Here is a 21,612-nt window from a genome sequence, read left to right on the forward strand (position 1 = left end):
CAATGGGCGGCTCGAGCACCTGCGTGGATCGGCTCTGGGCTTCAGGAACCTCACCCACTACATCGCCCGAAGCCTGCTCGAATCAGGCGGCTTCAGACCCCACCTACACTCCTAATTACGAAGAGCCGCTTTGGCGCCAGCTCCGACTGATGGGCATATCACGTTCAACTGTTTATCCTGGCCTAGCAGAGCTTTCCCAAGATATTGTGTCGGAGGAGATTTGATGAGTGATGTACTTGAATCTGAAATTGCATCTGCTCGGAGGGAGGTGTCCGCGGACACGATCAGCATGTCGGTGAGTGAGTTGACAAGCCTCTACAAAGAAGGGGTGCTGATAATCAGGCCAGAGTTTCAGCGGCTATTTCGCTGGAGCGCTGAGCAGAAAAGTCGGCTTGTGGAAAGTATGATGTTAGGAATTCCTATTCCATCGATCTTTGTTTCACAAGACGAAGGTGGAAAATGGGAACTTGTAGATGGGCTACAGCGCGTTAGTACCCTGCTCGAAATGCAAGGCCTCTTGGTCGATGCAAGCGGACAGCCGTTACCGGCTCTGACGCTGACTGCCACTCGGTATTTGAAAGGGCTCGAGGGCAAGATCTGGGGCATGGACGGGACCCAGGGTCTGTCTTCAGCACAAATGCTTGACATGAGATTAGCTCGTTTAGACATTCGAGTGATCAAACGAAGTTCGGACCCAAAAGCGAAATTTGACCTATTCCAGCGGCTCAATAGTTACGGTTCGGCACTTACTCCGCAAGAGATAAGAACAGCACTCATCGCGGGCATCAGTGGAGAAACATTGACTTGGCTCCATGGGCTGACAACGCATCCGGGATTGGTCGAGACGCTGGCGCTGGGTGATCGTCTTATCGATGAGCAATTTGACCTCGAACTGGTTCTCCGATTTCTAATGCTGCATCAGCGGGAGTTGAAAGGAAAAAGAGGCGGCCTCGGGGATTTCCCAAGTAAGCTCAACGACTGGTCGATCGATTTCGCCGAAAATTTTCCCACAAACTCGAGTGAATACGCTGGCGTTTTTAAGTCAACATTCGACGTGCTTAGTCGCGAAGGTTCCGACCTTCTATTCAGGAAGTGGGATACGAATACACGCACCTTCAGAGGAGGATTCTCAAGCACTTCTTTCGAAGCGATCGCAATTGGAATTGGATATCACATAGCGAATGGTTCAGCATACCGTGTTGATATTCTGGAGTGCGCCAAGGAGTTGTGGTCGACGCTCCCGACGACCCTTGGAACGACGACCGGATTGGCCACCGGAGATCGCTTTGCGAAGACCATACCACTTGGACGAGCTCTAATGAGCGCCTGACTCTTCGCGAGGCGCGGAGACAGAAAGCTCGATCTAGGCATTCCGTCGCCCAGTCAATACTGCCCGATAGCTCGTTACAATTAGGAATGGTGCCAGATCAAGCTCAAAGAGGTTAGATTCACGAATTTCCGACGGTTCACGAATCTTTCGGTCAAGGACATCCCGCAGTCCGCACGCTTGATTGTCTTGGCGGGCCCAAACGGAGTCGGTAAGTCATCGTTTTTTGATGGCCTTCAAAGTTGGCATCGACTTAGAGCGTGGAATAGTGCTTACGCGGACGACGCCTACAGCGCCAAGGTTGGCGCAATAGATGCGTCGAATTGGTACGACCGCGTTGTTGTGGAAGTTTATGGTGACCCAAGGGATCAGGCTGCGCTTCAAAAAGGAGGTGTCTACTTTCGATCTGCTTATAGGCACGAAGCTAATTTCATGGTTCAGCCAATATCGCAACCGGAGTCACCAACAGGGCAGACTGCCAGAGAAAAACGCGCGATCGATGCGGATCAACAAGTAGCTCATAATTATCAACGCCTGTTATGGCAAACCTTTTCAGCAGTGTTCGACGAAACAACCTCTGACGCGACGACAAAGGGTCAAATTCGGGACCGACTCATAGGGCAGCTGCGGGACGCGCTCCTGCGAATTTTTCCTGAACTGACTCTCACGCGTGTTGGAGCTGATGCGGGAGCAAACCCCTTCGAGTTCAGTAAGGGCTCCGCCATCGGCTTCCCCTATCTAAATTTATCTGCAGGAGAACGAGCGGTATTTGATTTACTGCTGGATGCGGTGGTCAAAGCAGAGTTCTTTTCGGATGCTTTATGGTGCATAGATGAACCTGAAGTGCACATCGGAACTCGAGCGCAAGGCGCGTTACTTCGCGAACTTTTGTTGCTGGTTCCAAGTGAGTCGCAACTATTCATCGCGTCTCATAGCCTCGGTTTGATGAGCGAAGCCATGAGGATATCGAAGACGAGCCAAGGGGAAGTAGTATTTCTTGATTTTGGAGATAGGGATTTCGATGAACCGGTAGTAATGAAGCCCGTGATCCCAAGTCGGGAATTTTGGAAAAAGGCCTTGTTGGTTGCGCTAGACGATGTTGCAACCCTCGTCGCACCATCTGTCCTAGTGATCTGCGAGGGCGGCGCGGACGGTTTTGATGCGAAGTGCTACCGGACTATATTCGCAGGAGAGTTTCCGGATACGGATTTTTTGTCCGTGGGTAATAGTCGTGACGCCCAGGCTGACACGCTGGGTCTCACTTCCGCGATGCAGGCAGTATCGGAAGGCACACACATGATCCGTCTGCGGGATCGTGATCTAGCAAATGATGAAGAACTGTCGCAGTGGCGCTCGCAAGGAACGAAAGTTCTTACAAGACGCCATATCGAATGCTACCTCTATGACCCGGAGACTTTGGAAGCGTTCTGTGATGCCGTTGGCTTGCCTGAGGAGAAGTTGGCTGTGCTCGAGATCAGACGTGTCGAATTAGAGCACTCTGTGCAGGATCGCGGAAATGATCCTGACGATTTGAAGTCCGCATCCGGAAGCATTTACTCATCTATCAGGAAGCACCTGAAGCTGACCGCTAGAGGTTCGTCTGCTCGATCTTTTGCTGAGGTTAGCTTGGCTCCGCTCATTCAACCCGGTACGAAAGTTTATGATGAGCTCAAGCGGGACATTTTCGGTTAGTGTAGCTGCCGTAGGATTATATTCAACGAGTTCGGACTGCAGCAAGACAATTTCTGCCTGCCTTATGATGTCAATCGAATGACATTATGTCATTTTTCCTGTGTGGTTAAAAATGACTGCATGTCGAGAAGTTTGGATAATCCCCTCGACAGCGAGCATCGCGTGAGCCGCCACAGACTACTGGAATGGGTTGATCTTAGTTTTAGTCCACGGTGTTGAGTAATTACGCTCCAATTGGTCGCTTAGGGGGATGTGCGCGCCCTTAGGATAGAGGCCAAGGCACTGCCGACGAGTGGCCTTGAGGGCCCGGCGCCCGCTTGGTTGCGCGTAAGGCCGAGCATCGACCGGTCAGCGCGGAGATCTCCTCGGCGGTGAGCAGACCTGCCAGGTCTCGGCCCAGCGTTTCCTTCAGGCCGCTTCGGACGCGGTCGATACCCTCGAGCTCCTCAGCGGTCAGCTGTTCGCCGACCCAGCCCCAGAGCACCGTCCGCAGCTTGTGCTCGCTGTGGAAAGTCAGGCCGTGGTCCACGCCGTAGCGGTGGCCGTCCTTCATGGCGAGGATGTGGTCGCCCTTGCGGTCCGCGTTGTTGACGATCACGTCGAACACCGCCATGCGGCGCAGCGCTGCGGTGTCCTCGTGAACCAGCGCGACGGTCCGTCCGGCGTCGTCCTGCCCCTCGAGCACGTGCTTCCACCCGGTCTCCGGCACCTCGTCCGCCGGCATGAGGTCCACGGCGTCCTGCTCGGGGTCGGGCTCCTGCCAGAGCTGCACCATGCCCTCGCCCAGCGGGCCGTCGCGCAGCCAGGTCTTGGGCACGATGTTCCAGCCCATCGCCTCGGACACGAGATAGGCCGCCACCTCGCGGTGCGCCAGGCAGCCGTCGGGGAAGTCCCACAGCGGCTTCTCGCTGCGGATCGGTTTGTACACGACGGTCTGGTCGCCGACGCTGCCGACGAGCGTGGCGTTGGACGCCGTCCTGATGCGGCCGGTGAGCGTGAGCTCGTCGGTCATCAGGTCGGTGCCGGCCATCAGGCCTCGGGGAGGGTGCAGGTGTGGCCGTCGGCGTCGATCGGCTGGCCGCAGATCACGCAGATGGGGCGGCCTGCGCCCACCACCTCGCGGGTCCGCTTCGAGAAAGCGCGGGCGGTGCCCACGGGCATCCGCACCACGAGCATCTCGGCCGCCTCGGCGTCCTCGTCATCCGCTGAGAGCATCGCGTTGATGTCGTCTGTGTCCACCTCGGTGATGGGGTAGGCCTCTACCACGATCTGCGCCGTTGTCGGGTCCCAGCCCAGGCTCATCGCACCGGTGCGGAACTGCTCCTCCACCGGGTCCAGCTGGTCGTTGTCGACGAGCTCGATCGGCGTGGTGCTCGGGACGTGGAAGGGGTTGCCGTCGAGGGCGATGAGCTAGTCGAGGATCTAGTCGACCTTCTCGGTGAGCTGCGGCAACTGCTGCTTCTCGAAGGCGATGCTCACGATCTGCTTCTCCGTGCGCATCTGGAGGTAAACGTGCGTGCGGTCGGCTCAGCCGGCTGGGGGAACAAGCACGCCACTGATGCGTTAGCATCGATGTATCAAGGGGAGTACTCCCGTCTGTGATCGGCCCGTCAATACGGATGCACTGAAGCATCCCGGGCCCGTCGGTTCCGGTTCGTCCGGGCGGAGGAGACCTTGGCGCCCATCCGACGCCGACCTCCTTTGGAGTACCTCCGTGGACATCTCTCCCACAATCTGGCTGATCACCATCGCGGTGACCATCGCCTTCTTCGTCTATGAATTCTTCGCGCACGTGCGCACGCCCCACGAACCGACCATCGGTGAATCAGCCCGCTGGTCCGCCTTCTACATAGGCCTCGCCCTTCTCTTCGGCGTGGTGATCGGCCAAGTGTGGGGCTGGGACTTCGGCGGTGAGTACTACGCCGGGTACCTGACCGAGAAGGCACTCTCGATCGACAACCTCTTCGTGTTCCTGATCGTCATGACCGGCTTCGCAGTACCCAAGAAGTACCAGCAGAAGGTGCTGATGATCGGCATCATCATCGCGCTGATCCTCCGCGGAGCGTTCATCGCCATCGGCGCCGGCCTGATCGAGAACTTCTCCTGGATCTTCTACATCTTCGGCGCGCTGCTCCTCTTCCTCGCCTACAAGCAGGCCTTCGGCAGCCACGACTCCAACCCGGCCGACGGCAAGTTCATGCAGCTGGTCCGCCGCGTGCTCCCCGTCACGGACGAGTACCACGAGGACAAGCTCACCGTGAAGAAGGACGGCAAGCGCTGGGTCACCCCGATGCTGCTCACCATCATCGCGATCGGCTTCGTGGACCTGATCTTCGCCGTCGACTCCATCCCCGCGATCTACGGCCTCACCGAGCAGGCGTACATCGTGTTCACGGCCAACGCCTTCGCCCTCATGGGCCTCCGCCAGCTGTACTTCCTCATCGGCGGCCTGCTGGAACGCCTCGTCTACCTGGCGCAGGGCCTCGCCGTGATCCTCGCCTTCATCGGTGTGAAGCTCGTGTTCCACGCCCTGCACGTCAACGAACTGCCCTTCATCAACGGCGGCGAGCCGCTCCTCTGGGTCCCCGAGATCCCCATCTCCGTGTCGCTTCTCTTCATCCTGGCGACCATCACCGTGGCCACCATCGCGAGCCTCATCAAGACCCGGGGCGACGCGGCGAAGAAGGACCGCGACGAGGTTGAGGGCGAGCCCGTCGCCACCGCTGAGGGAACGGGCATCGAGTCCGGGCTCGACGATGACAAGAGCAGCGCGACCAGCCGTAAGTAACCCCGCTCTATGACGAACGTCCCGGTCCCTGACGCAGGGGGCCGGGATGTTTCGCGTAATCACCCCGGGCTGCGGGACTTTGAGAGGTCGAAGCAGGAGAATCACCGTTGCTTTCCCGGCCGGTGTCGATCAGGGGCGGGAGCGCTCGTCAGCAGGCCACAGGGTCCCCGGAGGGGAGAGTCGATCCGCTGATCAGCCAGGCCTCTCCGTTCCAGGCGAAGGAGTAGCGGAGCAACCAGTCCGAACACGTCTGGCCCAGCCTGCCGTCGTCGGAATCCTGCTCGGTCAGGAGACGGACGTCCGCCGAGAGGGCATCACCTGTTCCCTCGACGCTCGTCACGTCGAGTGCCCGCCAGTAGGAGCTGCCGAGCTGCGCGCTCCATCTCTCCCTGCTGCCGAAGGACCGTTGGAGTTCCGGCGTGAACTGGTTGTACGCAGCACCGTAGGCGCCGACGTTGATGCCCTGACCGTGAAGAAGCAGGGCCTGGCCGATATTGCGCGCCTGATCATGATCGGAGGCGATGCTCAGGGGGAAAAATCCTTCGTCCGGCGCGGGAGCGTTCCCGCAGTCGACGGGATCAAGGGGCACGGGTCTTTCCTGCCATTCGATCGCGGCCGCTTCCGCCCGGAAACCCGATACCGCGTAGGCCATCCCCTCGGCGCGTTCGTCCCCGTTCAGTCCAACGGCGCTGACGACACCGGCTACCAGGCCGTCCTGCGTCAGCAGGGGCCCGCCACTGTTCCCGGGATTGACGGCCGCATCCGTCTGGATGATGTTCTGCACCGAACCGGCGCCCAGATTGATCTCCCTGTCCAGCCCGCTCACCGTTCCGCGCGTGAATCCCAACGGTTCTCCCAGCGGGAACCCGAGTGCCGCCACGTCCGTCCCCAACGGGGGATCTACCGGTTCGAAGCCGAAAAGGTGCCCGTCGAGCGGCCTGCTCGTCTGCACGAGCGCCAGGTCCGCGAGTTCGTTGATGCCGAGGACCGACGCCGGGGTGTTGCCCTGTGCGGTGGAGATGCCGATCACCGAGGCGTCGGCGACCACGTGCGCCGCCGTCACCACGAGGTCGGGGGCGATCAGGAAGCCGGATCCTGTACTGCTGCTCTCGCAGGTGGTCACGCTGAACTGCACGACGCCCGACTGCACCTCCTCGATGGTCTGCGGCCAGGTTGCTGGTGCCGGCGAGGAAGGCGCCGTCGTCGGTCCTGCAGCCGGAGCGGGCAGGGTCGTCGGGCCGGAGGGAGCAGGTACCTCGGCGGCCGGTTCGGTCGTGGGAGGCGGTGGCGGAGGAGGCGGCGAGGTCGACGGGCCGGTCCCGGGATCTCCAGCGACGGGCGACGCGGGAGGAGGATCGTCAGCGGCGGTAGGACCGACCACGATGCACCCGGTCAGTCCGAGAACTGCCAGAGCCGTGGGGCCGATCAGGAGGAAGGTCCTCGGAGTGGATGTCGCCGTCATCGTGCGCCTCCTGGAGCTGCGCCCACTGACAACCGTCGCGGGCCCGGAAGGCAAAGGTAGGAGTTCGGGACGGCCGAGTCCACGGAATCCGAGGACTCGAGTACTACCTGTCTTCCCGTTCGCGCCGATGGAGGTGGGAACACCCGTCCGTAGCGAGTACGGGCGGTGGCTGCAGAGGTGCCGTTCCGACGAGCGTCGCCGCCGGGATCAGCAGGGGCGCCAGGTCTTCCCGCCCGGCGCGTAGCACCGGGGCCCGGTGCAGCCCGGGTAGGGGTTGTCCGCCGCCGGAGGAGCCGGCGGGGCAGGCGCCGGAGGGATGTACGGGGCAGGAGCGGGCGGGAGGTTGGCGATCCGGTCACGTTCCGCTGCTTCGGCCGCGAGACGGTCCGCTTCCGCGCGGGCAGTCGCCTCGGCGGCAACCCGCTCGGCCTCCGCGGCAATCCGGTCGGCTTCCGCGCGGGCGGCAGCCTCTGCGGCGACCCGTTCTGCCTCGACCCGGGCGGCTTCCGCGACCCGGGCCGCCTCCGCTTCGGCGGCGGCCTTCGCCGCGGCTTCCTTCTCCGCCGTCCGCTGGGCGGCAGCGTCGGCCGCGCGGAAGGACTCGGCCTTGCCGGTGGCTGTCGTCAGGGCCCGCTCGCCCTCGGTGATCCTCCGGTCGAGATCGGCCAGCAGGGACGCCGAGCCCGCGGTGCCCAGCGCAAGCACGCGGACGGTGTCCTTTCCGGCGTTCACGCTCTCGCGGACGGCCTTCGCCGCTGCGAGGGCAGCGACGATCCCTGCCGCCGTGGCCGACGCGGAGTCCGCCGAATCGCCCACCGACGCCGCGGTCGCTGCCGCCAGGGCCTGCAGGGCGTCCTCCGCCTCGGCGGGGAGGGTGCAGGCGGCAGCCGGGTCCATGAGGCCCACCCCCTGCGCCGTCGCCTCGGCGTACGCGGCCTGGACGTCGTCGTAGTACTTCCGGTTCGGCTCGATCAGGACCGGCACGCCGAGTCCCACGCGGGCTAGCTCCGCATTGACGAGGGTCGTGTCCTCGATGAAGACGGCGGCGAGGACGCGGTCGTACCGGTCCGTGCGTTCGACGTCGAAGTCCAGGCCTACTTCCGTACCGGGCGGCGTCAACGATTCCAGCTCCTCGGTCGCCTCCAGCCCGAGGCATTCGACGGGCTTGTCCGGGTGCTTGGTCTCGGGGGTGTCGACGTTGAGCAGGCGGACGGTCTGGTCGTCGCCGTCGAAGGCGATGACGAGCGTGTCGCCGTCGATCACGCGGACCACGGTCCCCGGCGTGTAGGCGGTGCCCTCCCCGGCTCCGTCAGCGGTGGTCGCCGCAGCGTCGGTGGGCGAGGTGCAGCCGGTCAGCGTCGACGACGCGATCGCCGCAGTTAGGAAGGCGGCAGGGAGGAGGGCGCGGAGGCGAGGGGAGGTCATCGATCATTTCTGGCAGTGCGGAGGTTCGCTCGAGCGTATCGCCCGGTAACCGACGAATCGGTCAAGGTATCCGACAGATTCACCAAGGATTGTGGGTCCGCCCTGCCGGGTCCATCTCCCCGACAACCCTGTATCTTGCGGCCGTCCATGCTTCACGGAATGTGACGACGAATAATCCTGAGACGGTACATTGCCGAGAAGATCGGACAACCCGACTCCTCCGCCGTGCGTCATCAGGGCGTTTCGAACGCCTTCGACGTACTTGCGGTTCGGTTGAACGAGGCAGTCGCAGAACCGCTCAGTGGTTGTGGTGGTCTGAATCTCATCACTTCGAGCAACGGGAGTTGGCCAGCATGCTCGAGCCCCCCACGGATTCTCGGACTGCCCGATATCGCACAAATATGGACGTCAATCGTACTCGTCTAGATCTGTCATCATTGGTTCATGACTTCAGAGATCCCTGGGGAGGACTCGCAGCGTTTCCAGCCCCAGCATCAACAACCCTTTCCTTCTAATTCCGGCCCTGGGGCGCCGACCCAGACCCTGTCTCCTGATCGAGAGAAGCCAAAGAAGCAGTCCAATGTCGTGGGACTAATTGCCCTGATCGCCGGTGTTCTAGGCTTCATCTTCGCTTGCATTCCCGGCGCTTTGATTGTGGGCTGGATACTTCTGCCAATCGCCTTCATCCTGGGCCTCGTATCGCTGTTCCTCAAGGACAGGTCGAAGTGGATGGGAATCACCGCGCTGATTCTGTCGGTCGTAGGGACCATCGTTGGCGTGATCGTGTTCCTCACCGTTGTGACGACATCCTTTGAAGAGTCGTTCGGTAGCGGGGATACGACTGTGGTCGCGCCTTCCGACGAGGCTGTTGCTGACGGCTCCGCTCCCAGCGCGGAGGCTGATGAAGAAGCTCCTGCGAGCGACGAAGGAACGCGAGCGAACCCGTACCCGATTGGGTCGACCATCGAGTCCGACGACTGGCGAATAGTCGTCAATTCGGTAACCCTGGCCTCCACCGACGCAGTGCTCGGTGAGAGTGAGTTCAATGAGCCGCCCGCGGAGGGCTCCGAGTACATCCTCGTTAACTATTCGACAACCTACTTGGGAGACGACCCGAACGGTCAGCTGCCAGCCTTTGTCTCCCTGGAGTATGTGACTGCCGACGGCACTACGATCAACAGCTTCGACAACTTCGCCATGATTCCGGAGCCGATTGATAGCTCGAGCACGCTCTACACGGACGCTACGGCCTCAGGAAATGTGGCGTTTGTTGTTCCTAGCGCATCGGCGGCTCAGGGTGTCCTCGCCGTGAATCCTGGCATGCTCGCAGACAAGGTCTTCATAGCAGTCCAGTAATGCCTGCCGATTGGAAAAGCCCCCGGAATGTCGTCGGGGGCTTTTTCGTCGGCCGTGCCGACGATGCGTCGACGGTTGAGCTCGCTAGGGCAGCTGGGTAGGCTGCGTCCCGTTGACCTAGCCACGGACCAGAAGCTCTCTGCACCGCACTCGTGCACGAATCGACGGAGGAGACTATGCGGAACACGACGAACCGGATGCTGCTCGGCCTGGTGATCTGCCTGTCCATCGCGGGCGCCGCGCTGGTGCTCTCGCTCCCTGCGGTCTTCGGGCCGCATGAGCCCTACCAGGCCTGGTTGGCCATGATCCTGGGAGGCGTGACCGCGGTCCTCGCGGTCGCCGTGATCCTGATGCGTCCACCGAGACGCGGCGTGAACCACTAGATCGCCGAAGGGGCCCTGCGCACTTCCTGCAGGGCCCCTTCCTCACGTCAGGGCCGCCCCCGCTCGCGCCGAGGTCAGGGGGCCGGAGGCCGCGCGACCAGGAGCTCGCCCGTGCCGTCGAGGTCGATCGAACCCTCCCCAGCCGGTACCAGCCACGTGCTGCCGCGCGAGGCTTCCCGTCCGGACAGGGTCACAGGTCCGTCACTGACCACCAGCACCGCGAAGCCCGGATCGAGCCGCGCCGGGCCGTCCACGGGCCGGCGCTCCAGCCGGAAGAACGCGTCCGCGCCGGACGGGAAGGCGGAGCCCGACGGCGGTGACGGGCGCACCAGCCCTCCGAGCGCTTCGCGGGGCAGCGCCGTCCGGTCGACCGCCGTCAGGGCCACGCCGAAGCCGAGCCCCAGATGCCCGTCCGCCAAACCGTCGAGGGCGAAGTCCCGCCATTCCAGCAGGATCGAGAGGTCCTCCGGCTGCTGCAGTTCGAGCAGCAGCACGCCCTCGCCGATGGCATGCAGCACCCCCGGCGGGACGAACACCACATCGCCGGGGGCCACGTCCACCTGGTGCAGCAGGCCGAGGAGCGCATCGACGTCCTGCGCCTCCACGACGGCCGCCAGTTCCTCGTCGCCGACGCTCCGCGCCAGTCCGAGGTGCACGGTGCCGCCCGTGAGGATGTACCAGGCCTCGGCCTTGCCGTGGCGGTGACCGAGGTGCTCCGCCGCGAAGGCATCGTCGGGATGCGCGTGGACCGGGAGCCGCTGACCGGCGTCGAGCAGTTTGACCAGGAGCCGCACGTCCGCGCCCCAGCGCGCCGCGTGATCCGATCCAAGCCAATATCCGGGATCGGCCGTGACGGCGTCCCGCAGGAGCCGGCCGTCGGCGAGGCGCGTCAGTCCGAGGCCCTGCTCACCGAAGATCGTGGTGGTGGACCCGATCCAGTCCTCCGGCTCGAATGCTGCGTCCGACGCCTCGCCGCGGAAGGACGAGATCTGCGCCCCGCCGCGGTAGAAGCGCTCGGGCGGGCGGTTGGACGGAAGGCGTTCGATCATGGTTGCGGTTCCGGCACGGGCGCGTGGACCACCAGGAAGCCACCCACGAAGCTGTCACCGAGCCCGATGGTGGTGGGTGTCGCGGTGTCGATGCGGAAGGCGGGCACCCCCGCCGCTCCGGTGATCATCCGCTCCACGCCCTCCACCACGTCCTCGCCGCGCGCGCTGCGGGAGAGGAGCGCCGTCGCCTCGAAGTCGGACGCCGTGAAGCCGTCGCCCAGACGGAAGCGGGTGGCCGCCATCTGCACGGCGCTGGCCACCGCGTCGCGGTGCCCGGCGGCGGCCGGGCCCACGGCGATGGCCCAGTGCTGCGTGTGCACCAGCAGGGCAGGGACCGGGATGAGGCGATGCGCCGCGAGGAGCGCGGCGGCGACATCGGCCGGGTCCAGCAGGTCCACGGGCCGGTCCACGTACTCCTGCAGTTCGTCCTCGTTCATCCCGTACACGTCGATGCGCCGAAGCAGGTGCGCCCAGATGCGTTCGGCGAACCGCCTCACGTAGAAACCCGCGTCCTCGTAGTACACGAGGGCGTCGGCCGGCAGGTGCTCCAGGGCGGCGTCGAGGTCGGTGAGCCGGCGTTCGAGCAGGGCCTCGTCCTGCATGGTGTTGAACCCCGAGACCAGGAAGGCCCTCGCCTCGGTGAGGGCGTCCCCCAGTTCGGGGGCGATGGCCATGCTGCGGTTCGGCGGATCATTGGCGAAGATCAGGCGGTTCGACGACGGCGAGACGATCTCGCCGTCGTCGAACCGGATGACGGTGCCGGGTGGGTACTGCACGATCAGATGCGGATCCAGGGTGTCCCCGGTGGCTGAGCTGACCCAGGAGATGGACGCCGGCATGAGCCGGCGCACGTGGTCGTCGATGCTGACGAGGTGCTGGACACTGGGGATGCCGAGCCGGTCCAGGGCGATCCCGGCCCGGACCCCCGTGCCGCCCAGCGTGATCTCCGTGGTGAAGCGGTCCGCGAACTGCTTGACCACCTCGGAGGACTCCACGAAGCGCTCGCCACCGGCGCCGTCGAGCACGAAGGCGAGGATGGTGACCACCAGGGAGCGTTCGTCCACGATCGGTGCCATGGTGGTGAGCTCCGCGCGCCGGATGCCGTACTGCACGGCCAGCGCGCCGATGACCTCCGCGTCCCAGCGCACCTCGTAGTCGACGGTTCCGCCGAGTCCGAGGACGAGCGTGGTTCCCATGGCACCGATCCTTTCCTGCCGACCTGCGCCGGCGTCCGTCACCTCTGTCGACCCTCTGTCTGACCTCTGTCAGCCCCCTGCCAGCATGGTCCCGCGGGCAGGCCTCAGTACAGCTTGGCCTTGCCGTCCGCGCCGAAGAGGTCGATCTTCTCGGCTGCCGTGACCTTCAGGGCGGCGATGGCCTCGGGCTGGATGGCGTTCGGCTCGCGGAGGCGCTCGTCCGTGCCCAGGATGCGCCGCATGGCGTTGTGGTAGGAGACCTTGATGTCGCTGGAGATGTTGATCTTGTTGATACCGAGGCTCACCGCACGCGCCAGCTCGCTGTCCGGGTTCGCCGACCCACCGTGCAGCACGAGGGGGATGCCCACGGCGGCCTTGATCTCCTCGAGGAGGTCGTGCCGCAGCTCCGGGTTCTTCTCCGCCGGGTACAGGCCGTGGGAGGTGCCGATGGCGATCGCCAGGCTGTCCACACCGGTCTCCCTGACGAAGCGGACGGCGTCGTCGGTGTTCGTGTAGATGATCTCCGCCGCACCGGACTCGCCGTAGCTGTCATTGGCGCCGATGGTGCCGAGCTCGCCCTCCACCTGGATGCCCACGGCGTGCGCGGCCTCGACGACCTTGCGGGTCAGGGCCACGTTCTCGTCGAAGGGGAGCAGGGAGGCGTCGATCATCACGGAGGTGAAGCCGGCCTGGATGGCCGTGATCATCTGCTCGTAGGTTCCACCGTGGTCCCAGTGGATGGCCACGGGAACGCTGGAGCGGTGGGCGCGGCTGCGCATGGCGGCCACGAGGTCGGTGCGGATGTGGGAGACCTCGTCCGGGTGGATGGCGATGATGACCGGCGCCTCCTTCTCCTCGCTGATGTCCATGACGCCGTTGAACATGGCCCAGTCGCTGATGTTGAACGCGGGGATGGCGAAGGTGTGTTCGTTGGCGATGTCGAGGATGGACCTACCGGTGTACAGCACTGTGATTCTCCTTGTTTAGATGACGTGCGAGGGGTGGTGTGGGGTCAGCTCTTGACGGAGCCGGCGGTCAGGCCGCTGATGAAGAAGCGCTGCAGGACCAGGAAGAGGATCAGCACCGGGATGGACCCGAGGATGCTCATCGCCATGATCTGGTTCCACTCGTACGAGTGCTGGCCCATGAGCAGCTGGATGCCGATCGGGACGGTGCGCATCTCCGTGGTGCGGGTGAGCGTGAGGGCGAAGAGGTACTCGTTCCAGGCGATCATGAACGTGTAGATGCCGACCGAGACGATCCCGGGGATCGAGATGGGGACCAGCACGCGCCACAGGGCGGTGAGCGACCCGGCGCCGTCCACCCGGACGGCCTCGTCCAGCTCGCGGGGCAGCGTGTTCATGTAGCCGGTCATCATGATGATCGCGTAGGGCAGTGTGAACACCATGTAGGTGAAGATCAGCCCCGGGTAGGTGTTGTAGAGACAGAGGGCCACCACCAGGCCGAAGTACGGGATGAGCAGGGTGATGGGCGGGACGGCCTGCACGCTGATGATCACCACGTTCAGCACGCGCTTGCCGCGGAACTCGAAGCGGCTGAACGCGTAGGCGGCGTGGATGGCCACCAGCAGCGTCAGGATGGTGACGGCGCCGGCCACGAGGTAGCTGTTGAAGAAGAACCGGAGCGTCTCCGAGTTGGTGAGGATCGCGGCGTAGGCGTCGAACGAGAACGTGTCCGTGATGAGCCTGGGTGGCAGCTCGAAGATCTCGGTGTTGGACTTGAACGAGCTGGACAGCATCCAGAGCACGGGACCCGCGGCGAAGACGGCTCCGAGGACGAGTCCCGCCAGGACCCCGGACTTCGCCAGGAGGGTGCGGCGTTGCGTGGTGATCGCCATGTCAATCCCTTGCTTTCTGGTGGCGGACGTAGAGGACGGCCAGGACCAGCGACATCAGCAGGATCAGCACCGCGGCGGTCGCGGCGAGGGAGAAGTCGTAGTTGGCGAAGGCGAGCTTGTAGGTGTAGGTGCTGAGCATCTCGGTGACGTCGATGGGACCGCCGCCGGTGGTCAGCCAGATCAGCGCGAACTGCTGGGAGGTCCAGATCAGGTCCAGGAGCAGGAGGCTGATGATGATGGGGCGGAGCTGCGGGATGGTCACGTTCCAGAAGCGCTGCACCTGGCTGGCGCCGTCGATGCTCGCCGCTTCGTGGAGGTCCTGGGGGATGCCCTGCAGGCCCGCGAGGAGGCTGACCATGAAGAACGGGTAGCCGGCCCAGATGTTGATGAAGGTCACCGTGCCGAGGGCGAGTTGCGGATCGGCGAGCCACTCCACGTCCGTGTTCAGCAGGAAGTTCACGATCCCGTTGGGGGACAGGAGCATGCGCCACAGGACGGCGATGACGGCCGCGGTGAACAGCCAGGGCAGCACGTACAGGGCCCGGAAGATGGCGCGGGAGGTGACGCTGATCAGCGGGCTGTTCAGCAGCATCGCGAAGGTGAGGCCGAGCACCAGGTGCACGGCGACGCTGACGGTGGAGAAGAAGACGGTGTTGCCGGTGGCCTTCCAGAAGGCCGGATCCGTCAGCACCGTGACGTAGTTGTCCGCGCCGGCGAACTCGGAGGACGACTTCAGGATCACGTTGTCCTGGAAGGAGTAGCCGATCACCATCACGATCGGGACGATCATGAGGACGAACAACAGGATCAGGGTGGGGGCGAGGAAGCCGTAGGACTCACCGGCGCGGCGCAGCTGGCGGCGCTTGCGGGGAGGAGCTCCCTGGAGGAGCGTCTGGGGATCGGGTGGGGTGACGGTGCGGAGGCTCATGGGAGTGACCTTTGTGGGGGATCGGGCACCGCGCGGGGGCAGCGGTGCCCGATCCGGTTCGGGGGAGGACCTAGAACTCGCCTTCCCATTCCGTCTGCGCCTTCTCGAGCGCTTCGGAGAGGGACTGCTGGCCGTCGAAGGCGGACTGCAGCTGGGCGCCGAGCTGGCGCATCAGCTCCTCTGCCACGGGGAGCCCGACGAACTCGTTGGCGGGGTAGCCCGCCTGGTAGATGTCGAAGGCGGTCTTGAACAGCTGGTCGTCCTCGACGAACTCGGGGACGGAGCCGGTGTTGCCGGGGAAGGCGTTCGCCATGGTGGAGAGCTCGGAGTTCGTGTCCTCGCTCATGAGGAAGGAGACCAGCTTGGCGGCGGCGTCCTTGTTCTCGGAATTCTCGGCGACGCCGATGCCCCACGAGGCGTAGGGGATGCCGCGCTCGCCGGTGTAGTCGTCGGCGGCGGGGACCGCGGAGATGGAGAACTTCAGGTCCGGGTTGGTCTCGCGGATCAGGTTGATGTGGGCGAGGGAGTCGATCATCATGCCGACGCGGCCGTTGGTGAACTCCTCCACCTTGTCCTGTTCCTTCATGGTGAAGCTGCCCGGGGCGATCACGCCGTCATCCCACATGCCGCCGATGAAATCGACCGCGGAGGTGACGTCGTCATTGGTGAGGTCCGGCTGGCCGTCCTTCAGCATGGTGCCGCCCGAGGCCCAGGCCCAGGACATGACGTCGTTCTGGACGCCGTTGGGTGCCTCCAGGGAGAGGGGGAGGACCCAGCCGGAGGCATCGCCGTCGAGGTCGGAGATGCTCTTGGCGGCATCGGAGAACTCCGTGCGGGTCTCCGGGGGTGCGCTGACGCCCGCCTGGGACAGGAGGTCGTCATTGGTGAACATCGGGTAGACGAAGTTGACCACCGGGACCATGTAGGTGCTGTCGTCGACCTTCACCTGGCTCACGAGCTGGCTGTCGTCGAATCCGGCGTCCTCGAGGAGGGGGGTGAGATCGGCGATGACGCCCTGCTCGGCGAAGTCGCTGACCCACGCTCCGTCCAGGCCGACGACGTCGGGCATGGTGCCCGAGGCCGCACCGGCGAAGAGCTGCTCCTTCGTGGAGGCGTAGGGGCCGCTGACGAGGTCCACGGTGATCCCGGGGTTCTCCTCCTCGAACGTGTCGATCAGGGAGCGGAACTCGCCGTCGGGAAGCTCGGGCTCCCACCACTGGGCGAACTCGATGGTGACGTCGCCGCCGGCCTCCTCGGACCCCGATCCGCCCGAACCGCAGGCCGTGAGTGCGATGATCGAGGCGGCGGTGGTGGCAATGCCGGTGAGCAGTGTTGCGCGGGAACGCGTGCGCCGATGGGTGGACATCAGGTCTCCTCGTTGAGATGGTGCGATATTTCGCTTGATTCTGCCGTTTCTTGCTGTTTCCTTCTTGAGTGTGCGCGCTGTCAAACGGCGCCGTCAAGAGTTTCTGGGAGAAAGACGCGTTAGACGGCAGACGGGCGCGCAAGTTTGCCGCAACGATGTGCAGTTATGTGCTGTTTCTCGTGCCGTCAGGGTTCCGATGTGTTACAGATGAAGGCATGACATCGCAAGAACTGCAGCGCGTCCGCCAGCTCCCTGCTGGGCGGAAGGCCGATCTTGCGTCCTACGTGGACGAGGTGGGCCGCGTGACCGTCGCCGACCTCGCAGCCCACTTCAACGTCTCCATCGACACCATCCGCCGGGACCTCGACCAGCTGGACCGCGAGAACATCCTCATCCGGACCCACGGCGGTGCGGTCAGCACATCGGAGCGGGCGGGGCGGGACCGGGAGATCGATGTGCGCCTGAGCATGCAGGCGGCCGAGAAGGAGGCGATCGCGCAGCTGGCGGTCGACCTGGTGACGGACGGGTCCGTCCTCATGATCAATGCGGGGACCACGAGCCTCGCCGTGGCCCGGGCGCTCCGGAACCACCGCAACCTGACGATCGCCACCAACAACCTGCGCATCCCCGCGGAGATTTCACCGACGGTGTTCCGTGACCTCTACATGTTCGGCGGAGCCGTGCGCACGCTCACCCAGGCGACGACCGGGCCGGTCACCCTCGGGATGAGCGGCAGCACGCCCGAGGTGGACATCCGCTGCGACATGGCGCTGATCGCCGTCGGCGCGGTGGACGGATCGGGCTGCTCGACGTCGAACCTCGGCGACGCCGCCATGATGGCCGAGATGATCAGCCGGGCCGAGCGAACGGCCATCCTCGCCGACTCCACGAAGCTCGACCGGCGGCTCTTCGCGCAGATCGTCCCGCTCGAGGGGGCCGACTACCTGGTGACCGACCGGGCGCCGTCGTCCGGACTGGCCGCGGCGCTGGACGCCGCGGGCGTGACGGTCCTGGTGCCCGAGGGGGAGTGAACCGCCGGGCGGATCAGGCCTTCCCTGCCGAGAAGGCCGCGCGCAGTTGCGCCCCGATGAAGCGCCGGGCGGCGTGCGCGTCCTCGATGATCCCGCCCATGAACACGAAGGGGTGCACCTGGCCCACGAAGCGGACCGTCGTCACGCTGGTGCCGGCCGCCGCCATGGCCCGTGCGTACTCCTCGCCCTGATCGCGCAGCGGGTCGCACTCGGCGGTGACCACGGTGGCGGACGGCAGGCCGGCCAGGTCCGTGGCGTGTGCCGGTGAGAGCCGCGGATCGGTGCGGTCGGCGGTACCGGCGTACTGGCTGTAGAAGTACCCGAGATCGCGCGTGGTGAGGAAGTGGCCGTCGGCGAACTCCCGGTAGCTGCCCGAATCTCCGGCGAGGAGGTCGGTCACGGGGTAGATGAGCACCTGGTGCACCAGGCGCGGTGTGTGGTCGCGGAGCTGCTGGGCGGTCACCGCGGCGAGGTTGCCGCCTGCGCTGTCGCCCGCGACGGCCACCCGCCGCGGGTCGATGGCCCAGGGCGATTCCCCGGTGAGCAGGGCCCGGGTCACGGCCAGCGTGTCCTCGAGGGCGCCGGGGAAGGGGACCTCCGGGGCCCGGCGGTAGTCGACGCTGACGACCACCGCCTGGGCGTGGACGGCAAGGGCCCGGCACGTGCTGTCCGCGATCTCGACGTCGCCGAGGACCCACCCGCCGCCGTGGAGGTACACGACCGCCGGCTGTCCGCCCTCACCGTCGGACGGCGTGTAGACACGCACCGGTACGCCCGCGAGCGTCGCATCGACGACGGAGGCCAGTTCCGCCTTCTCCCCGGTCAGGGGGAGGGCGATGACGAGATCGGCCCGATTCTGCTCGGCGGTCTGCGTGTCGAGGGGAGGGGCGTCGACGAGCAGATCGAGGAATCGCTGCGCATCGGGGTGGACCGGCATGGTGGCTCCTTGGGAGGGTCGGCTGCGGAGGGTGGGCGCCCGACGGCGAAGCCGGCCCCCGCGCTCCCCGAGCCTAGCCCGGCCGGCGTCGTCGTGCCCGTCCTCGGGCCGACACGCGAAAGCCCCGACCCGCCGGTGACGACCGGCGGATCGGGGCCTCCGTGCGAGGGTCAGACCCGTTCGGCGAGCTTCCGCTCGCGCATGGCCTTCTCGTCGCGCCCCACCGAGTACATGAAGGCGATGGCGAGCAGGACGCACGCGAGGATGAGGACGAACGTGGTGTCCCACCCGAAGTTGTGCACCGACAGGCCGATGCCCGTGGAGGCCAGCGTGGCCCCGAGGACGTAGCCGAAGAGACCCGTGAAGCCTGCGGCCGTTCCGGCCACCTTGCGCGGGCTGAGGTCGAGGGCCTGCAGGCCGATGAGCATCACCGGTCCGTAGATGAGCCCACCGATGACCACCAGTGCGGCGTAGGAGACCCCGATGGGCCACTCGACCGGTGACAGCCAGTACACCAGGACGGCCAGGAAGACGCCGATCAGGAAGGTGATGCCCGCGGGGGAGCGGCGGCCGCGGAACACCCGGTCACTGATGTAGCCGCACAGGAGGGTACCCGGGATGCCCGCGAGTTCGAAGAGGGAGAAACCGGCGATCCCCTCGCCGAGGCTCGCGCCGCGCTCGTCCGCGAGATACACCGGGGCCCACACGAGTACGCCGTACCGCAGCGTGTAGACGAAGACGTTGGCCAGCGCGAGCTTCACCATGGTGGCGTTCCGGATGACGTAGCGGTTGACGGTCTCCCAGGTCGAGGCACTCTCGTCGGCGGCGTCTGACTCCACCGGCGCGGGATCGTTCCTGAACTCCTCGATGGGCGGCAGGCCCTCGGACTCCGGGGTGTCGCGCAGGAGGACGAAGGCGACGGCCGCGATCACGAGGCAGACGATGCCGGGGAACCAGAAGGCGGCCTGCCAGTTGCCGAAGGTGGCCAGCGCCAGGCCTGCGAGGGCGCCGGAGCCGGCACCGCCGATGTTGTGGGCGACGTTCCAGAGCGCCGTCTTGGAACCGCGCTCAGACGTCGAGAACCAGTGGACGAGGGTGCGCCCGGAGGGAGGCCACCCCATCCCCTGCACGAAGCCGTTGAAGATCATGACGACGGCGAAGAACGCGACGCTCGCGCCGATCCCCGGCATGAACCCGATGAAGAGGTTGGCGACCGCGGAGAGGGCCAGACCGATGGGCAGGAAGAGCCGCGCGCTGCTGCGGTCGCTGACGATCGCGCTCAGGAACTTGCTCAGGCCGTAGGCCACGAGGACCGCGTTGGTGATGATGCCGAGGCCCAGGGTGGTGAAGCCCTCCTCGTCGCGCAGGATCGTCGCGACGAGCGGGACGTTGTTGCGGACGAGGTAGTAGCCGGCGTACCCGATGAAGATGCCCAGGAACACCTGGAGGCGGAGCTTCGGGTAGCGCTTCGCGACGGTGGTGTCGTCGAGGCGTTCGGCGAGTGGGGGCGCGGCGAGGAACCTCATGAGTCCCTTGTCGGCCCAGGTGCCACTGGTCGTGGATCGCGTCATGGTTCCTGTCTTTCGGTGATGCTGCGCGAGTGGTGCAGGCGTGGGGCGGTGCGGGGGTGGTCAGTCCTCGGCCGGGAGCAGCCAGGCCCGGTCCTGTTCGAAGGACACGCGGACGAAGGTGCCGGGGTCCAAAATGTCCCCCGGTGCGGGGTCGTAGATCACGGCCGTGACATTGCCGCCGACGGTCTCGATCTCGTACTCGACCCAGGCCCCGTAGAAGACGGACTTGAGGACGCGTCCGTCGTTGCCGGACACCTCGCGGGCGTCCGGTGCCGGGGCCAGGACGACGGACTCGGGCCGGACCATCAGGCAGACGGGGCTGCCGGGTCCGATCCCGTCATGGGCGGGGACCGTGTACGTGGCACCGAGGGCCCGGACCGTGGCGCGGGCGCCGTCGGCCTCCCTGGTCAGCTGCTCGATCGACGTGTCGAGGAAGTTCGCGCGGCCGATGAAGTCGGCGACGAACACCGACGCCGGCTTCCGGTACACGGTCTCCGGCGTGGCCACCTGCTCGATCCGGCCCTGGCGCATCACGACGATCCGGTCCGAGAGGCTCATCGCCTCGTCCTGGTCGTGCGTGACGTAGACGCTGGTGATCCCGAGCTTGTGCTGGAGCGCCCGGATCTCGGTGCGCATCTGGACGCGGAGCTTGGCGTCGAGGTTGGACAGCGGTTCGTCGAACAGCAGGACCTTGGGCTTCATCACCATGGCGCGGGCGAGGGCCACCCGCTGCTGCTGGCCGCCGGAGAGCTGGTTGGGAGCCCGGTCCGCGAGTTTGGTCAGGCTCATGGAAGCCAGCGCGAACTCCACCTCCTCCTGGACCCGCTTCCTCGGCAGCTTCTGCAGGCGCAGGCCGTAGGCCACGTTGTCGAAGACGCTCATGTGCGGGAACAGGGCGTAGGACTGGAACACCATCGCCATGGGCCGCTTGTCCGGGGTGAGCGACACCATGTCCTCGCCGTCGAGGGTCAGCGATCCGTGGGAGGGCGTCTCGAAGCCCGCGATCATGCGCAGGGTGGTGGTCTTGCCGCACCCGGACGGGCCGAGCAGGGTGAGGAACTCGCCCGGCCGGATGTCGAGGTCGATGCCGGCGACCGCCGGCTCGGCGCTGACGCCGCCGGGGTACTGCTTCACGAGGTTGTCGAGGTGCAGGCTGCCCGAGGGACGCGTCTGCACGGGGGTACTGGTGCTGGTACTGGTGCTGGTGGTGGTTGCCATGGGGGTTCTCCGTGTTCTACGGCAG

Annotated in this window: 18 protein-coding genes and 1 pseudogene; 6 read left to right on the forward strand and 13 right to left on the reverse strand. The window is 65.1% G+C overall.

The features are described 5' to 3' along the window. The first annotated feature begins 223 nt into the window (after nucleotides 1-223). Entirely contained in the window at nucleotides 224-1,330 is a 1,107-nt protein-coding gene (locus FNH21_RS12010) for a DUF262 domain-containing protein (RefSeq protein ID WP_152815981.1), read from the forward strand. A gap of 429 nt (nucleotides 1,331-1,759) precedes the next feature. Then, nucleotides 1,760-3,019: an AAA family ATPase gene (locus tag FNH21_RS12015; RefSeq protein WP_241743240.1), complete on the forward strand. Its 1,260-nt coding sequence runs from the start codon at nucleotides 1,760-1,762 to the stop codon at nucleotides 3,017-3,019. 262 nt (nucleotides 3,020-3,281) lie between these two features. Here FNH21_RS12015 and FNH21_RS12020 read toward each other — a convergent pair whose 3' ends face one another. Then, nucleotides 3,282-4,049, reverse strand: coding sequence for an SCO1664 family protein (locus FNH21_RS12020; protein WP_152815988.1), 768 nt, complete (start codon nucleotides 4,047-4,049; stop codon nucleotides 3,282-3,284). Continuing rightward, a pseudogene (locus FNH21_RS12025) lies at nucleotides 4,049-4,528 on the reverse strand (DUF3090 family protein); the annotation flags it as partial. The gene FNH21_RS12020 and the pseudogene FNH21_RS12025, both read right to left, overlap by 1 nt. Nucleotides 4,529-4,733: 205 nt before the next feature. Here FNH21_RS12025 and FNH21_RS12030 point away from each other — a divergent pair. After that, the gene (locus tag FNH21_RS12030; protein ID WP_191931922.1) at nucleotides 4,734-5,807 is read left to right on the forward strand and encodes a TerC/Alx family metal homeostasis membrane protein; all 1,074 of its coding nucleotides are present in this window, start codon (nucleotides 4,734-4,736) and stop codon (nucleotides 5,805-5,807) included. A 148-nt stretch (nucleotides 5,808-5,955) separates the two neighbouring features. On the opposite strand, the gene FNH21_RS12035 is transcribed toward FNH21_RS12030, so the two are convergent. Both FNH21_RS12035 and FNH21_RS12040 read right to left on the reverse strand, forming a co-directional pair. After that, nucleotides 5,956-7,269, reverse strand: coding sequence for a S1C family serine protease (locus FNH21_RS12035; RefSeq protein ID WP_152815994.1), 1,314 nt, complete (start codon nucleotides 7,267-7,269; stop codon nucleotides 5,956-5,958). Between the two features lie 207 nt (nucleotides 7,270-7,476). Next, nucleotides 7,477-8,694 (reverse strand): thermonuclease family protein, encoded by a 1,218-nt coding sequence (locus tag FNH21_RS12040; protein WP_152815997.1) that lies wholly within the window; start codon nucleotides 8,692-8,694, stop codon nucleotides 7,477-7,479. A 444-nt stretch (nucleotides 8,695-9,138) separates the two neighbouring features. Between FNH21_RS12040 and FNH21_RS12045 the strand changes: the two genes are divergently transcribed. Together FNH21_RS12045 and FNH21_RS12050 are read left to right on the forward strand one after the other, a co-directional pair. Beyond that, complete coding sequence (locus FNH21_RS12045) at nucleotides 9,139-10,050, forward strand: DUF4352 domain-containing protein (protein ID WP_241743241.1); 912 nt, start codon at nucleotides 9,139-9,141, stop codon at nucleotides 10,048-10,050. Between the two features lie 176 nt (nucleotides 10,051-10,226). Continuing rightward, the gene (locus FNH21_RS12050) at nucleotides 10,227-10,433 is read left to right on the forward strand and encodes a hypothetical protein (RefSeq protein ID WP_152816000.1); all 207 of its coding nucleotides are present in this window, start codon (nucleotides 10,227-10,229) and stop codon (nucleotides 10,431-10,433) included. A 74-nt stretch (nucleotides 10,434-10,507) separates the two neighbouring features. Here FNH21_RS12050 and FNH21_RS12055 read toward each other — a convergent pair whose 3' ends face one another. The 6 genes from FNH21_RS12055 to FNH21_RS12080 form a co-directional block, all read right to left on the reverse strand. Beyond that, nucleotides 10,508-11,482, reverse strand: coding sequence for a class I mannose-6-phosphate isomerase (locus FNH21_RS12055; RefSeq protein ID WP_152816003.1), 975 nt, complete (start codon nucleotides 11,480-11,482; stop codon nucleotides 10,508-10,510). Beyond that, a complete protein-coding gene (locus FNH21_RS12060) occupies nucleotides 11,479-12,678 on the reverse strand; it encodes an ADP-dependent glucokinase/phosphofructokinase (protein ID WP_152816006.1) in 1,200 nt (399 codons plus the stop codon). The genes FNH21_RS12055 and FNH21_RS12060 overlap by 4 nt, the downstream gene beginning before the upstream one ends. 104 nt (nucleotides 12,679-12,782) lie before the next feature. Further along, entirely contained in the window at nucleotides 12,783-13,646 is an 864-nt protein-coding gene (locus FNH21_RS12065) for a ketose-bisphosphate aldolase (protein WP_191931923.1), read from the reverse strand. A gap of 44 nt (nucleotides 13,647-13,690) precedes the next feature. After that, on the reverse strand, nucleotides 13,691-14,536 hold the full coding sequence (locus tag FNH21_RS12070; RefSeq protein WP_152816009.1) for a carbohydrate ABC transporter permease: 846 nt from the start codon (nucleotides 14,534-14,536) through the stop codon (nucleotides 13,691-13,693). A 1-nt stretch (nucleotide 14,537) separates the two neighbouring features. Next, nucleotides 14,538-15,464, reverse strand: coding sequence for a carbohydrate ABC transporter permease (locus tag FNH21_RS12075; protein ID WP_152816012.1), 927 nt, complete (start codon nucleotides 15,462-15,464; stop codon nucleotides 14,538-14,540). A gap of 70 nt (nucleotides 15,465-15,534) precedes the next feature. Continuing rightward, entirely contained in the window at nucleotides 15,535-16,830 is a 1,296-nt protein-coding gene (locus FNH21_RS12080) for an ABC transporter substrate-binding protein (RefSeq protein ID WP_152816015.1), read from the reverse strand. Nucleotides 16,831-17,045: 215 nt separating this feature from the next. On the opposite strand from FNH21_RS12080, the gene FNH21_RS12085 reads away from it, so the two are divergent. Further along, nucleotides 17,046-17,861, forward strand: coding sequence for a DeoR/GlpR family DNA-binding transcription regulator (locus FNH21_RS12085; protein ID WP_055765682.1), 816 nt, complete (start codon nucleotides 17,046-17,048; stop codon nucleotides 17,859-17,861). A gap of 13 nt (nucleotides 17,862-17,874) precedes the next feature. Here FNH21_RS12085 and FNH21_RS12090 read toward each other — a convergent pair whose 3' ends face one another. From FNH21_RS12090 to FNH21_RS12100, 3 genes are all read right to left on the reverse strand, one after another. Further along, nucleotides 17,875-18,798, reverse strand: coding sequence for an alpha/beta hydrolase (locus FNH21_RS12090; protein ID WP_152816018.1), 924 nt, complete (start codon nucleotides 18,796-18,798; stop codon nucleotides 17,875-17,877). A 170-nt stretch (nucleotides 18,799-18,968) separates the two neighbouring features. Beyond that, a complete protein-coding gene (locus FNH21_RS12095; protein ID WP_152816022.1) occupies nucleotides 18,969-20,369 on the reverse strand; it encodes an MFS transporter in 1,401 nt (466 codons plus the stop codon). Between the two features lie 60 nt (nucleotides 20,370-20,429). Continuing rightward, nucleotides 20,430-21,587 carry an ABC transporter ATP-binding protein gene (locus tag FNH21_RS12100; RefSeq protein WP_152816025.1) on the reverse strand — a complete coding sequence of 386 codons (1,158 nt, stop codon included), beginning with the start codon at nucleotides 21,585-21,587 and terminating at the stop codon, nucleotides 20,430-20,432. Nucleotides 21,588-21,612 lie beyond the last annotated feature (25 nt).

It is taken from the genome of Arthrobacter bussei (genome assembly GCF_009377195.2).
Lineage (GTDB): Bacteria > Actinomycetota > Actinomycetes > Actinomycetales > Micrococcaceae > Arthrobacter_D > Arthrobacter_D bussei.